The sequence below is a fragment of the Ureibacillus thermosphaericus genome (genome assembly GCF_002370195.2).
Lineage (GTDB): Bacteria > Bacillota > Bacilli > Bacillales_A > Planococcaceae > Ureibacillus > Ureibacillus thermosphaericus.
Map to the genome: position 1 here is coordinate 2326768 of NZ_AP018335.1, position 15142 is coordinate 2341909.

The window sequence follows — 15142 nt, forward strand, 5'->3', positions numbered from 1 at the left end:
TCTTTTGCGTTGGAGAAAAAGGCTTTTTTATTTTAGAGATTTAGAAGGAGGATGTATATACAATGACTGCGAATGCGTCAACAAACGCAAAAATTGATGCCACACCAGCAGAAATGCAAAAAATTGAAAACAAACCTAAAAATGGTGCAGAAATTTTAATTCAAGCATTGCAAGAGCAAGGTGTTGATATCGTCTTTGGCTATCCAGGTGGTGCAGTTTTACATTTATATGATGCAATGTATAAAAATCCGATACGACATATTTTAACTCGTCATGAACAAGGAGCAATCCACGCAGCAGAAGGATATGCGCGTGTTTTAAATAAACCAGGGGTTGTCATCGCAACAAGCGGTCCAGGTGCAACGAATTTAGTAACAGGAATCACCGATGCGATGATTGATTCCATTCCATTAGTCATTTTTACAGGGCAAGTGGCAACAAATGTAATTGGTTCTGATGCATTCCAAGAAGCTGATATTATTGGAATTACAACACCAATTACAAAACATAATTATCAAGTCCAAGATGTAAACGACATTCCACGAATTGTAAAAGAAGCTTTTCATATTGCAAATACAGGTAGAAAAGGGCCAGTGCTCATCGACTTGCCAAAAAATATTTCAAACGCAATTTTTGATGAATCAAAAGCGAATGTACCAGATGAAGTTTACTTGCCAGGTTATCAGCCAACTTATAAACCGAATTATTTGCAAATTCAGAAAGCTATTCAAGCAATCAGTGAAGCAAAAAAACCGGTTGTTCTTGTTGGAGCAGGGGTACTATTTGCGAACGCTAGTGAAGAACTCGTAGAATTTGTCGAAAAATACAAACTTCCAGTGGTTACTACGTTACTTGGATTAGGAAGTATTCCGGGCAATCATGAGCTAAATTATGGTATGGGTGGAATGCACGGTGCAGTCGTAGCTAACAATGCTATCACGGAGTCAGATTTAATTATTAATATCGGTGCTCGATTTGATGATCGATTAACAGGTGATACATCACGATTTGCTCCGAAAGCAAAAATCATTCATATCGATATCGATCCAGCTGAAATTGGCAAAAACATTCGTACAGACATTCCAATTGTTGCTGATGCTAAAGAAGCATTGAAATCTTTATTGAAAAATGATTTTAAAGCGCCAGATACGGCAGGTTGGATTGATTATTTAAACAATATGAGAACAGAGTATCCATATTGGTATGTGGAAGATGAAAAAGAAATGTTACCACAGCAAGTAATCGAGATGATTCACGCCATCACTAACGGTGATGCTATTGTTACGACTGATGTAGGGCAACACCAAATGTGGGCTGCTCAATACTATCTTCAAAATCATAGTCATCAATGGGTGACATCTGGTGGCCTAGGAACGATGGGATTCGGTTTCCCAGCTGCTATTGGAGCTCAATTTGCCAAGCCGGATAAAAAAGTAATCTCCATCGTCGGAGATGCCGGTTTCCAAATGACAGCCCAAGAACTTGCATTATTAAAAGAATTCAACCTACCAGTAAAGGTAATTATCATAAACAATGCAGCGCTCGGCATGGTACGTCAATGGCAAGAATTATTCTATGAAAGCCGCTACTCACAAAGTTTAATGCCAGTTCAACCAGACTTTGTTAAACTAGCTGAAGCCTATGGACTAAAAGGATATTGCATTAGAAATATGGATGAAGCAGAAAAAATCTTAACTGAAGCGATAAATTCCGATGAACCGGTGGTTGTTGATTGCCGAGTAAAGCAATTAGAAAATGTATATCCAATGGTGCCATCGGGTAAGGCGCTTCATGAAATGGTAGGGGTGAAAAGAATTTGAAACGAGTAATTACTGTAAATGTTATCAATCAAAGCGGCGTACTGAACCGCGTAACAGGATTGTTAATGAAAAGACAATTCAATATTGAATCCATTACAGTTGGTCATACAGAACAGCCAAATATCTCAAAAATGACGCTAGTAGTTAATATTGAAGATGATGTCAAACTGGAACAGCTCATTAAACAATTATCTAAACAAATCGATGTTTTAAAGGTGAATGACATTACTGACAAAGCGATTGTTCTACGCGAATTGGCACTTGTAAAAGTTGTTTCACCGCCGAATTTAAGGCTGGAAATGAATGCAATTGTTGAGCCATTTCGACCTCAAATTGTGGATACCTCTAAAAATGTAGTCACATATCAAGTGATTGGACATCCGGATAAAATCGATGCTTTTATCGAACTTGTTCGACCATATGGCATCAAAGAATTAACTCGAACAGGTGTTACTGCTACAGTACGAGAAGTACAACAAAACTTCTATGATCAACCAACCCTTTCACTTTTAAAATAAAGCGAATAAAGTGGTCTTAACGTCACAATGCAAAGTTAGTTTTCAGAACTATCTTTGACATTGAAATAATATAAATCTTTTGAAAATTAACAATTATTAGGGGGAAATTAAAATGACAAAAATGTACTATCATAACGAAATCGATGAAACAGTATTAAGAGAGAAAAAAATCGCAGTAATCGGATACGGTTCTCAAGGGCATGCACACGCTCAAAACTTAAAAGAATCTGGTTTTGATGTACGCGTAGGTATTCGCCCAGGTAAATCTGCAGAACAAGCAAAAGAAGATGGCTTAGCAGTAAAAACTGTTGCTGAGGCTTCAAAAGAAGCGGATGTCATCATGATTTTGCTTCCAGATGAAGTTCAAAAAGCAGTGTATGAAGCAGAAATTGCTCCAAACTTAGAGCCAGGAAATGCACTAGTATTTGCTCATGGATTTAATATTCACTACCAACAAATCGTACCTCCAGCTGATGTGGACGTATTCTTAGTGGCACCAAAAGGACCTGGTCACTTAGTTCGCCGTACTTACACTGAAGGTGCGGGTGTACCAGCATTAATTGGTGTATATCAAGATGCTACTGGCAATGCGAAAAATCTTGCTCTTGCTTGGGCAAAAGGAATTGGTTCTGCTCGTGCAGGCGTTCTTGAAACAACGTTCAAAGAAGAAACGGAAACTGACTTATTCGGTGAGCAAGCAGTACTTTGCGGTGGGGTAACTCACTTAATTAAAGCTGGTTTTGAGACATTAGTTGAAGCTGGATACCAACCAGAAAGTGCATATTTCGAATGTTTACATGAAATGAAACTAATCGTTGACTTGATTTACGAAGGTGGATTCTCTAACATGCGTTACTCAATTTCAGATACAGCTGAATGGGGTGACTATGTATCAGGTCCACGTGTAATTACCGAAGATGTAAAAGCTAACATGAAAAAAATACTTGAAGATATTCAAAGTGGTAAATTTGCAAAAGAATGGTTAGAAGAAAATGCAAATGGTCGTCCACAATACAACGAATACAAACAAAAAGAGAAAGAGCATCAAATTGAAAAAGTGGGTGCTGAGTTGCGTCAAATGATGCCTTTCATTAACGCTGGAAATCGAAAGGTAGTGATTAAATAGTGAGAAAGATTGATATTTTTGATACAACTTTACGCGATGGTGAACAATCACCTGGCATTAACTTAAATACCGCAGAAAAAATTGAAATTGCAAAACAATTAGAACGCCTTGGGGTAACGATTATAGAAGCAGGTTTTCCTGCTTCTAGCCCTGGTGACTTTGATGCAGTGAATAAAATCGCAAGCACTGTAAAAAACTCAATCGTCACAGGTCTAGCTCGCTGTGTACAACATGATATCGATCGCGCTTGGGAAGCATTGAAAGTTGCTGAACAGCCACATGTACACGTATTCTTAGCAACAAGTCCAATCCATATGGAATACAAATTGAAAAAAACACCTGATCAAGTCGTGGAACAAGCGGTAGAGGCAGTAAAATATGCGAAAAAATTCTTTCCTCTTGTTGAATGGTCAGCAGAAGATGGTTTCCGCTCTGATCGCGAATTTTTAGTTCGCATTATCGAAAAAGTTATTGAAGCTGGCGCCACAACAATTAACATTCCCGATACAGTTGGCTATGCTACACCTCAAGAATATGGTGAATTATTCAGATATTTAAAAGAAAATGTACGAGGTTCAGAGAGAGTAAAATTCTCAGCCCATTGTCATGATGACTTAGGAATGGCTGTTGCCAATTCATTAGCAGCAATGCAAAATGGTGCAGATCAAATCGAATGTACTATTAACGGAATTGGTGAACGTGCAGGAAATGCTTCTTTAGAAGAAATTGCGGTAGCCCTTCATATTCGAAATGATTATTATCAAGCTGAAACGGGCATCAATTTAAAAGAAATAAAAAGAACATCTCAATTAGTTAGTCGTTTAACAGGATTCTTAGTGCCTCCAAATAAAGCGGTTGTTGGTAAAAATGCCTTTGCCCATGAATCTGGAATTCATCAAGATGGCGTGTTAAAACATAAAGAAACGTATGAAATTATATCTCCTGAATTAGTTGGAGAAGGAGAAGTTCCACTTGTTCTCGGTAAACACTCTGGTCGCGCTGCATTCCGTGATCGAGCTGAAAAAATGGGCTTCGAATTATCGGATGAAAAATTAAATAAAGCTTTTGAAGAATTCAAAAAGCTTGCAGATCGCAAAAAAGAGATTACGGAAGAAGATTTAATTACATTGCTAACTGAACAATCCGTTTCAATTGAAAATATCGCAAAATTTGAATTAAATAGCGTTCAAGTATCTTATGGTACAGATAATATTCCAACGGCAACTGCTTCTGTCACTACTCCTGAAGGGGAAACTAAGACACTTGCAGCAACAGGAGCCGGATCAGTTGAAGCGATATTTAATACGCTTGAACAATTAGTTGATACAAAAGTAAATGTATTGGATTTCCAAGTAAAATCTGTTAGCAAAGGACGAGATGCTTTAGCAGATGCCGTTGTTAAAATTCGTTATAATGACGTCACTACAACAGGTCGCGACTCAGCTCAAGACGTTCTTGAAGCAACTGCTAATGCATTTATTGACGCAATTAACAGACATATCATTCACGAAAACTTCGTAAAGAAACATGTAGCTCAAATATAAAATTATTAAATCTAGTAATGTATTAACATACATTTCGTACGCCATCAAATAACCAAAAATTTGATGGCGTTTGTTAAACATTGGGTTTTCCTTTACTCTTTAAATCTCTATAGAAAGGTGTTTTATAACATGGAAAAGAAAATTACGGTTCTTCCTGGTGATGGTATTGGTCCTGAAGTCGTTGCAGCAGCTGTTCGGGTACTTCAAGCTATCGGGAAAAGATATAAACATGACTTTCAATTAGCTTATGCATCAATCGGAGGATCTGCGATTGATCAATTTAACACTCCACTTCCAGAAGATACGATTGAACTTTGTAAACAGAGCGATGCTATTTTACTTGGTGCTGTAGGTGGTCCGAAATGGGATAACAATCCTCCTGAATTAAGACCAGAAAAAGGATTATTGCAAATTCGCAAAACCTTTGACTTATTTGCAAATTTGCGACCTGTAAAAGCTTTTCCAAGTTTACTTGATTCATCTCCTTTGAAAAGAGAAGTTGCAGATAATGTTGATTTATTGATTGTCCGTGAATTAACTGGGGGAATATACTTCGGAGAAAAGAAACGTACAGAATCAGAAGCAAGTGACTTAAGTATATATACTCGTAAAGAAATTGAACGAATTGTAGATAATGCATTTGAACTTGCAAAATTAAGACGAGGTAAACTTTGCTCGGTAGATAAAGCAAATGTTCTTGAAACATCACGTTTATGGCGTGAAGTGGTTGAGGAGAAAAAGCATCAATATCCAGAAGTTGAAGTGGAACATAACTTAGTAGACTCCGTTGCCATGAAGCTTATCACAAATCCAAGCCATTATGATGTCGTTGTTACGGATAATATGTTTGGAGATATTTTAAGCGATGAGGCATCTGTTATTACCGGATCATTAGGGGTGCTACCATCTGCATCCATCCGGGGAGATTCTTTTGGTCTATACGAGCCGGTTCACGGATCCGCTCCTGAAATCGCAGGTTTAGGTATTGCAAATCCAGCAGCAGCGATTCTTTCAGTGGCAATGATGCTTCAATATTCCTTTGGTTTAAAAGAAGAAGCTGCAGAGATTGAACGTGCAGTAAATGCTGTATTCGAAGATGGTTACTTCACAATGGATTTAGCGAAGGATAAAGAACATGCTTTAACAACTGATGAATGGACTGACAAAGTCATCGCTGAAATCGATACAAGTTTTGTAGCTGATAGCATCATGGAATCATATATTTAAAGGTTGGTGGTTAAGATGGCGAAAAATATTATTGAAAAAGTTTGGGAATCACATGTTGTACATCGAGAAGAAGGGAAACCAGATTTATTATATATCGATCTTCACTTAATACATGAAGTAACTTCTCCACAAGCCTTTGAAGGATTAAGACTTGCTGGTCGAAAAGTTCGTCGTCCAGATTTATGTTTTGCAACGATGGATCACAATGTCCCTACGAAAGATATTTATACAATCAATGACCCTATTGCGAAAAAACAAATTAACACATTAGCAAAAAACTGTGAAGAATTTGGAATTCAACTCGCTGATATCGGCCATCCAGATCAAGGAATTGTTCATGTAATCGGACCTGAACTAGGTTTGACACAACCAGGGAAAACAATCGTTTGCGGCGACTCCCATACTTCCACACATGGTGCGTTTGGCGCATTAGCATTTGGTATCGGTACTTCAGAAGTAGAACATGTTCTTTCAACTCAAACATTATGGCAAAATAAACCAAAAACTTTGGAAGTTCGTGTAAATGGAAAACTAGGTTTTGGTGTCACTGCAAAAGATATCATATTAGCCATTATTGCAAAATGGGGAGTTGGCTTAGGTACAGGTCATATTATTGAATTTACAGGGGAAGCCATCCGTAATCTTTCAATGGAAGAGCGCATGACAATCTGTAATATGTCCATTGAAGCTGGAGCAAAAGCAGGATTAATCTCACCTGACGAAAAAACGATTGAATATTTACGTGGTCGTCGTTTTGCACCGAAAGAAGAATTTGAAAAAGCAGCTGAATACTGGTTAAGTTTAGCATCTGACCCAGGATGCACCTATGATAAAGTTCTTGAAATTGATGCAAGTGAAATCGAACCGGTTGTAACTTGGGGTACAAATCCATCGATGGGGACAGGTGTAACAAAAAATGTACCGACTGCAGATGATTACGAATCCGAAACAGATAAGCAAGCTTTAAGAAAAGCGCTAGAATATATGGGATTAGAAGAAGGGCAACCAATTACATCCATTGAAATTCAGCACGTCTTTATCGGTTCTTGTACAAATTCCCGTTTATCAGATTTGCGCACAGCAGCAAGCATTGTAAAAGGGAAGAAAGTGGCACCGGGCGTTCGAGCAATCGTTGTTCCAGGTTCTCACTCAGTGAAAAAAGCTGCTGAAGAAGAAGGCTTAGATAAAATCTTTATTGAAGCTGGTTTTGAATGGCGCAATTCCGGATGTTCCGCTTGTCTTGGCATGAACGAAGACATCATTCCATCAGGAGAACGTTGTGCATCCACTTCCAACCGAAACTTTGAAGGGCGTCAAGGAGCTGGTGCACGTACGCACTTAGTCAGTCCAGCAATGGCAGCAGCTGCTGCAATCGAAGGTCGTTTCGTCGATGTCCGAGAATATTTGAAACAAAAACAAGAAGCATAATTGAAAGGCGGGTTAAAAATGGAGCCAATTAATATCATCAAAAGTGTCATAGCACCATTGGATCGAAAAAATGTCGATACAGATCAAATCATTTCAAAGGAATTTTTAAAACGTATTGAACGTACTGGATTTGGTAAATATTTGTTTTACCATTGGCGTTACGACGAAAATGGAAATGAAATTTCAGACTTCGTATTAAATAAACCCGAATATAAAGAAGCAAAAATTCTAGTAGCACAGGATAACTTTGGTTGTGGTTCGTCCCGGGAACACGCACCATGGGCGATATTGGATTACGGATTTAGAGTGATTATCGCTCCAAGCTTTGCAGATATTTTCCATAACAACTGCTTCAAAAATGGAATTTTGCCTGTTAAATTAAAAGAAGTAGAAGTGGACGAAATATTGGAGAAAGGACTCCAAAAACCTTATATAGTGGAAGTAAATCTATCTGAACAAACTGTCACAGGGGAAGATGGAGCAGTTTACCACTTTAACATCGACCCATACTACAAAGAAATGTTGTTAAATGGTTGGGATGAAATTGCTTTAACATTTAAATATGAAGATAAAATTAAAGAATATGAAGAAAAACGAATTGTATTTAAATAAATTTATTAAAAAAGGGCGTCATTTTGGACGCTCTTTTTAATGTAATAAAATACGGTTGAGAATTGTTCTTAAAAAGCTCTAAAAATACCCTCTATTCTCTTATTTAAACCGTTTAATGTTGAACTTATATATTGTCATCAGTCTTTAATACAGGAGTTTTAGCTCGAAAATTTTTCTAAATAAAATTGATTAATAAGGAAGTAGAAAGTTTTGTTGGCATCCAAAAAAACTTCACTGTTGGTGTAATTTAAAAAAATGATGCGGCTCCAAAAAAGAGACCGCATAAAACTTCATCTTATGAATTTTTGTCTCAAATGAGAAAATACATGAAAGTGCTACAATCGCTACAATATTACCAATGCATGGGAACCTAACTGTTTATAGGTACGGAAAAATGTTTTTTCATCAATTTTCTCGATGCCTGTTAATGGATTCATAATCGTCACTTTTCCATTTTGATAACCAGTCAACACTACTGCATGTAAATTCTTATAAACCCCATGCTTTTGATTTGTTCCTTCAATTACCCAATGACTAAATTTGCGTGGTTCTTTCCAATCGATTGTTACCCATGTTAATACAGGAACACCAGATTTAACATAGTCAATTAGTTCTTGTTTCGTGGCATTCGTTAAATCTAATGCTCGGAATTCCAAATTGTTTTCTGCTAATACTTTATTTGCAACATCTACCAATGGTGGAGCATATACATAATAACCGCCATCTTTTTCTTTCGGATCCCCAGCATATGCTTTATTTGGATCTGGTCCATATGTGACGCCATTTTTTGTATATACTTTTGATTTAGGTAAATATTCATTCATTTGAAGCTTATCCATTTTGATGCCATAGTAATTTAAAATGGCAGTCAATGATGTAATTTCACAACCGTTTGGTAATTCAGGATTTTGCAGTACCACTGGCACCTTTAAACTGTCTTTAGGTGAAACATTGAACGTTTCAATTTGTATAATGGGTTTTGAAGGATTAAATACAATACTTTCTCGAGATTGCTCCATCCATTCTCCATGATCCGTAATGCGATAAATAACAATATCATAAAGTACTTCGGGAAATACTTGCTCAAAATGAACCATTCCGTTTTGGTCAACAATTCCTCGCTCAATCTCTTGCTTTGTTTCAAAATCAAATAATGCAACCCCTAATTTGGCCACGCTTTCTTTGCTAGAAAATTCCACCGTTTGAACCGTCAACACTTCTTGTGATTCCATAGAAAGCTGCATTGGGCTATATTGTTGATTGCTCGATAACTTTAATTCTTCACTCTCAATCATACTTCCACAACCAGTTAGTAATGCGATGGACATACCGAATAAAATTGCTGATTGATTTCTTATCTTCATGATGCCACCTCTAATGTAATTCTCAAAAAACGTTATCGCTTTTTTACTATTAATTCCTAAGCGTATTTTCCTACAAAACTTTATATTATTTTTACATTTATCAAAAAAAAAATACTAACATTTCTGTTTTTCCAAAAAACGAATAAGTTCAAATGACTAATTTGTAAAAAAACCGTGAGCATCTTTTCTTATTTTCACTTTAGATACAATTTCCAATAAAAGAAACCATATATAATTATACTATATAAAAGGATAAAGGATTGATTCGATGATTGGAAAAAATAGTTTTTTAACAAAATCCAATAACGGATTCACTGAGAAATTAAAAACACTTTCTTCAAAAGTAGAAAAAAATGCGTATATAAAATATACTTCCAATAAATTAAAACAACTGATTGAAGATGCTGAATCTCCATATATCGTATTATTTATTGGTAAGGAAAAAGCAGGAAAAACTTCACTAATCAATGCACTCATTGGTAGAAATATACTGCCTGAAGGAAACAGAACGCATGTAAATACTTTGATTCGGTACGGAAAAAAAGAAAGAATAAAGGCAATATTTGTAGATGGAACAATTGTTCATTTCGATATGAAACATTTACATCTATTCATTGATACAAATACACTTGTTGGGGATATTCTCCGAAAATATTTGAGTTATATAGAGATTTATATTGACTGTGAAATACTAAAGAACGTCATATTTATTGATTCGGCACCGTTGGAAGCAGGGCAAAAAGGGGATTTATATATATCTGAAACGCTTATACAGCGAGCAGACGATGTGTTTTGGGTATTGAATTATGACACAGTGTTATTACAAGAAGAATTAGATCAATTAAAGAAGATTCATCAAATGGGGAAAAAGCCATTTTTTATTTTGAACACTAGCAAATATGAAGACAAAATTATAGAAGATTTTATCGCATCTGAAAAAAAACGCTACGGTGATTTCGTCGAAGAATTTATTGGTGTTTCCATCCAACAAGCGATGGAGGCAAAAAAATCCCATAATATGCAGCTTTATATTGATAGCCATATTAACGTCTTGCATACTAAAATAAACCATTTATCGAAGCAAAACATAAAAAGGGCTAAAAACATTGCCTTTCGATTTAAACAGTGGATTGAATTATTCGAAAGGGAAGTAAAGTTAATACCGGAACGCGAACCTTATTTGTCCGCTGCAAATTATATGAAAAATCTAGCAGCATTCAATAATACGATAGAACGTTCAAGCTATGAAAGAGATTTAAAAATCTTATCTGAATATGAAAAAGAATATGCTCATATTAGCCAAATATTTAAAAATATTCAAACGCTATACCAGTTACTACAAGTTCTTGAATTTGAAAAATATTTAAAAGACGACAGAGTTGATCTATTTGTTACACTTGCAATAAAGTATCATGAAAAAGTGCGAGAATATCGAAAACTTCATAGTGAATATATGCTGGAATATCAATATTTTGAAAAACAAGAAAAGAAGCTTTTACGTAAAAAGTTTGTAAAACCATTAATTCAAGACAATTCTAATGAAATCAATTTATTATTAAAGAAGGCAGAACATCTGAATCAATTACAGTGTAAGTGTAAAGATGCATATAATTCTATTAAAAGACTTGAACTTGATTTACTTAACGATTTATATAATACCCAAGATCATATTAATGATTTAACTCAACAACAACTTGAAAAAATAATGAATAAAGCTCATTTATTAAATAGCAACAGAAAAAAACAGCAGAGGAATATAGAAAAATATGTAAATAAATTAAATGAGTTTCAATGTATACGTGAAATACAAGAATTTCTTCAGCAAGAAATGAAACCATTATTAGAAAATGAATCTTTGCCATATTCACAAGAAGAACTTCATCATGTTTTATCAACAATCGATCATATTTCAAATGTTGATTTTTCAACCGAAGCATTATTATCTAATATTACGATTGACTCAATAGAACAGAATCTCACTATATCTGTAGATTTTGAAGAAAAATATTCATTTTATCCTTTAAATTTAACAGAATCAGATATAGTATCCGAAATTCCTCCAATTCCGATGGCAATCGATTTTCAACAGATTTTGAATTTCGATCATTAATCACAAAATTGTCGGCTGAAAAAGACGGTCCCTTTGTAACTGTGGCGCAACTTTAGTCCAATTTATTTGCGATGAGGATATTAGAAACTTGTTTCGACTACCGCAGAAGCAAAGATTTATGTTCATTAAGTAAAATGGTGTCTAGAAAGCTTTCGACTTTCTAGACACCATTTTTATTTCTTAGCTGAACCACTTTCAAATGTTACATTAGGATAATACATGTTTTTCACAAGCACATTAGGGCCTAAACATTTCACAGCTGGACAATGGCAATTTAATGATTTTGCTAAAGGTGTATCCAACCACTTATCAAAGATTTCTACTAATGAATCTGATTGAATATTTCCAAGAGGAGGAGTGTCACCAAAATCAGTGACAATAACGTCTCCTGTAAAGATATTGACGTTTAAACGAGAACGGCCATCCGGATCATTGCGCAACGTCACATTTTTTGCTTCTTTTAATCGTTTTAACAATGCTAAATCTTCTTCTTTCTTACTGCAATGATAAAACGGAAGTGTACCAAATAGCATCCACGTATTTTCATCTCGAATGTCGAGTAAATGGCGAATGGCATCGCGTGTTTCATCCAATGAAAGACTTGTTAATGACGAAGCGAAATCGGATGGGTACATTGGGTGTATTTCGTGCCTTTTACACTTCATTTCATGAACTACTTGATGATGAATCTGTTCAATGTATGGAACCGTTTTTTTGTTCAACATCGTTTCCGCCGAAACCATGACACCTTGTTCACTTAAAGCGCGAGCATTTTCAATCATACGTTCAAACAATTTCGCTCTCTGTTCATAAGTTGGTTTTCTATCCATCATCGCAAAGCCCGTTTCAACGAATTCATCAATCGTACTCCAATTGTGAGAAATATGGAGCACATCAATATAAGGCGCAATTTCCAAATATCTTTCTAAATCAAGGGTTAAATTCGAATTAATTTGCGTACGAATTCCTCGTTCATGGGCATATTGTAAAATTGGTTTCACATAATGTTGAATTGATTTTTTGCTAAGCATTGGCTCTCCGCCAGTTATACTCAAAGACCTTAATGTTGGAATTTCGTCCAATCGTTTTAACAGTAATTCAAGAGGTAGTGCATCTGGATCTTTTGTTTGTAAAGTGTATCCAACCGCACAATGAGCACAGCGCATATTGCATAAATAAGTTGTTGTAAACTCAATATTCGACAATACAAGTTTTCCGTATTGCATAACATCTAAATAACTTTCCCACGGATCATAATTTGGAGTAATTTTTTCTAAAGTAGTCATATCTTTCGAATCTCTTCCTTTCCAACTAACTATTTTCTCATAGTTTGCTAGTTTCGAAAACTAAAATTGCAGCAAATAGAACATTTTTCATAATATATCAGTAAACATTTAGCTAAACTACAACAAAAAATTCCATCAATAATCGGAATTATTGATGGAACTATTATTTTCGCTATAGTACACATCACCGTATTTATTTTCAACGATGGTTTTGACGATTTCAATTTTTGAATTGTTTAATGCTTGCACATTATAGCGATATTTGTCATTGCGAATAATGCTATTTTCTACATAGATTTTTGATTGATTTTGCGCATGTAAATCTGAATGCGCTCCATCTGTTAATTGCACACTCATGAGCTCTAATATGGATTCGTAATCAATCCAAATTTGAGCTTGTAAATGTTTCGAAATAAAACTTTCTTGAATATACACTTCACTGTGGTTTTGAATAAATAAAGCATTTCGTTTCCCTTGATAAATCTCAGAATTATTCAATATAACGGAACTATCATTGACAACAATTTGAGCTAAATCATGTTGGAAGATTTGACTATGATAGAAAAAGAAGTTTGAATCTTTCAAAACCTTTACTCCATAGGATTTTCCATTATATATTTGGCAATGTTCGAATTTTGCAGTGGAATGATCATTTATTTCAATTTGTACATTCATACTATTATGAAACTTCGTGTGAATTGCGTAAATCTCACAACGATGTAACAGAAATATACTTTTACCACGTTGAAAATCCGAATTGCTTAAATAAATTTTTACCTTTGATTTACATGCAATATGGGGCATTTGGTTGTAATAAAAGTTGCACCCGTCTACTTCCACCAATGAATTTGTCACTGCCAATATTCCGTTTCCGTTATTTTCTGAAATTTCACAGCGGTATACTCTCATGATTCCGCGATCAACATTAATAGCGGAATTGTTGTTTTGCGTAATTTGACATTGGAGGAGCATACACTCAGATTTTTTTTCTACATATATTCCAACGTGTCGGCCATTTACAATTAAACAATCTTTCATAGAACAAAACGACTTTTCGGTGATTGCCACTTGAGCGGATAAATGATCTTTAATAACCGTTTCATTACAATTGACTATAGATTCTTTACTTATTAATAATCCATTTTCATGTCCTGAATGAATTTCACAACGCTCAATTTGCATTTTAGATTTTTTTCTTGCTTGAACATTGATATTATGATGATTTGAAATCTCACAATGGGATAGTGTTCCATCACTATTTTGCAAGATGACACCGCATTCATTTCCATGTTGAATTGTGCATTGCTTTCCATTCAATACACTATTGTCAACAAAGAGTTGAGTAGCATTATGGGAGTAAAGAATGGTTGAATGTAAAAAAACATCTGAAGCTTCTTCGACTACAATTCCAAATCCTTCACCACGTTCAATTGAACTATTAAAATCCATGTATGTTGATCTTTCCACTGAAATTTGTTTTTCTGCGTGATGGTGCAAATGGCATTTCTTTGTTTGCATAAAAGATTGATCTGTGATCCAAAATCCTTTCAAAGCATTTGAACATTCACATGATTCTAAAAAAGCTTTTGAGTTTTTTGCAAAAAGCTGCATTTTTCCATTATGATGAAACTTGCAGTTGATAAATACACCATTACTATTATTTAGGAGTGCGATTCCTACTTCTTTTGCTTTTCTAAAATTGCTATTAACACCTTTTAAATATCCTCCGTTTACTGTAATGAGTACATCCACATTTCCTTCGATGATGCAGTGTTCAAAAATCGCTTCACCCTCAACATATAATTGGGCAGTCGGTGAAACTTTCATTTTTTTAAACGTAATACGAACGTTCTTGGGAATGATAAACATTCCTTCAATAACGGTTTGACCATTCCCATCACCAATGAGTGTCATATCTTTTTCAAATTGAATTGATTCTTTATATTTTTTAGGTAACAGCTGTACTGCTTCACCGTTACTCGCTTTAGCTAATGCACCTTTTAGTGTTTTATATTTTGAAAACATCAAATTGTAAAACAAACGAATTACCATTTAACCCCTCCTAAAAACTTACATATAACTATTCTCACTAAAAAATTGGAATTCT

Annotated in this window: 11 protein-coding genes; 8 read left to right on the forward strand and 3 right to left on the reverse strand. The window is 35.1% G+C overall.

What is annotated here, in order from left to right:
* Window positions 1-62: 62 nt before the first annotated feature.
* The 7 genes from ilvB (at window position 63) to leuD (ending at window position 8275) form a co-directional block, all read left to right on the forward strand.
* Window positions 63-1820 carry a biosynthetic-type acetolactate synthase large subunit gene (gene ilvB, locus UtA1_RS11210; RefSeq protein ID WP_096551082.1) on the forward strand — a complete coding sequence of 586 codons (1758 nt, stop codon included), beginning with the start codon at window positions 63-65 and terminating at the stop codon, window positions 1818-1820.
* The gene (gene ilvN, locus UtA1_RS11215; RefSeq protein ID WP_016838065.1) at window positions 1817-2338 is read left to right on the forward strand and encodes an acetolactate synthase small subunit; all 522 of its coding nucleotides are present in this window, start codon (window positions 1817-1819) and stop codon (window positions 2336-2338) included. The genes ilvB and ilvN overlap by 4 nt, the downstream gene beginning before the upstream one ends.
* Before the next feature lie 112 nt (window positions 2339-2450).
* Entirely contained in the window at window positions 2451-3464 is a 1014-nt protein-coding gene (gene ilvC / locus UtA1_RS11220; protein WP_016838066.1) for a ketol-acid reductoisomerase, read from the forward strand.
* Window positions 3464-5008, forward strand: a complete 1545-nt coding sequence (locus UtA1_RS11225) for a 2-isopropylmalate synthase (RefSeq protein WP_016838067.1) — start codon at window positions 3464-3466, stop codon at window positions 5006-5008. Before ilvC ends, UtA1_RS11225 begins: the two co-directional genes overlap by 1 nt.
* 129 nt (window positions 5009-5137) lie before the next feature.
* Window positions 5138-6235: a 3-isopropylmalate dehydrogenase gene (leuB, locus tag UtA1_RS11230; RefSeq protein WP_016838068.1), complete on the forward strand. Its 1098-nt coding sequence runs from the start codon at window positions 5138-5140 to the stop codon at window positions 6233-6235.
* A 15-nt stretch (window positions 6236-6250) separates the two neighbouring features.
* The gene (gene leuC / locus UtA1_RS11235) at window positions 6251-7663 is read left to right on the forward strand and encodes a 3-isopropylmalate dehydratase large subunit (protein ID WP_016838069.1); all 1413 of its coding nucleotides are present in this window, start codon (window positions 6251-6253) and stop codon (window positions 7661-7663) included.
* An 18-nt stretch (window positions 7664-7681) separates the two neighbouring features.
* The gene (gene leuD, locus UtA1_RS11240) at window positions 7682-8275 is read left to right on the forward strand and encodes a 3-isopropylmalate dehydratase small subunit (protein ID WP_016838070.1); all 594 of its coding nucleotides are present in this window, start codon (window positions 7682-7684) and stop codon (window positions 8273-8275) included.
* Window positions 8276-8619: 344 nt separating this feature from the next.
* Here the strand turns inward: leuD and UtA1_RS11245 are convergent, their stop codons facing one another.
* On the reverse strand, window positions 8620-9639 hold the full coding sequence (locus UtA1_RS11245) for a C39 family peptidase (protein ID WP_096551085.1): 1020 nt from the start codon (window positions 9637-9639) through the stop codon (window positions 8620-8622).
* Between the two features lie 268 nt (window positions 9640-9907).
* On the opposite strand from UtA1_RS11245, the gene UtA1_RS11250 reads away from it, so the two are divergent.
* Window positions 9908-11749, forward strand: coding sequence for a dynamin family protein (locus tag UtA1_RS11250; protein WP_096551087.1), 1842 nt, complete (start codon window positions 9908-9910; stop codon window positions 11747-11749).
* A gap of 173 nt (window positions 11750-11922) precedes the next feature.
* Here UtA1_RS11250 and yfkAB read toward each other — a convergent pair whose 3' ends face one another.
* Together yfkAB and UtA1_RS11260 are read right to left on the reverse strand one after the other, a co-directional pair.
* Window positions 11923-13035, reverse strand: coding sequence for a radical SAM/CxCxxxxC motif protein YfkAB (gene yfkAB / locus UtA1_RS11255; RefSeq protein ID WP_016838073.1), 1113 nt, complete (start codon window positions 13033-13035; stop codon window positions 11923-11925).
* A gap of 135 nt (window positions 13036-13170) precedes the next feature.
* Window positions 13171-15087: a right-handed parallel beta-helix repeat-containing protein gene (locus tag UtA1_RS11260; RefSeq protein ID WP_096551089.1), complete on the reverse strand. Its 1917-nt coding sequence runs from the start codon at window positions 15085-15087 to the stop codon at window positions 13171-13173.
* Window positions 15088-15142 lie beyond the last annotated feature (55 nt).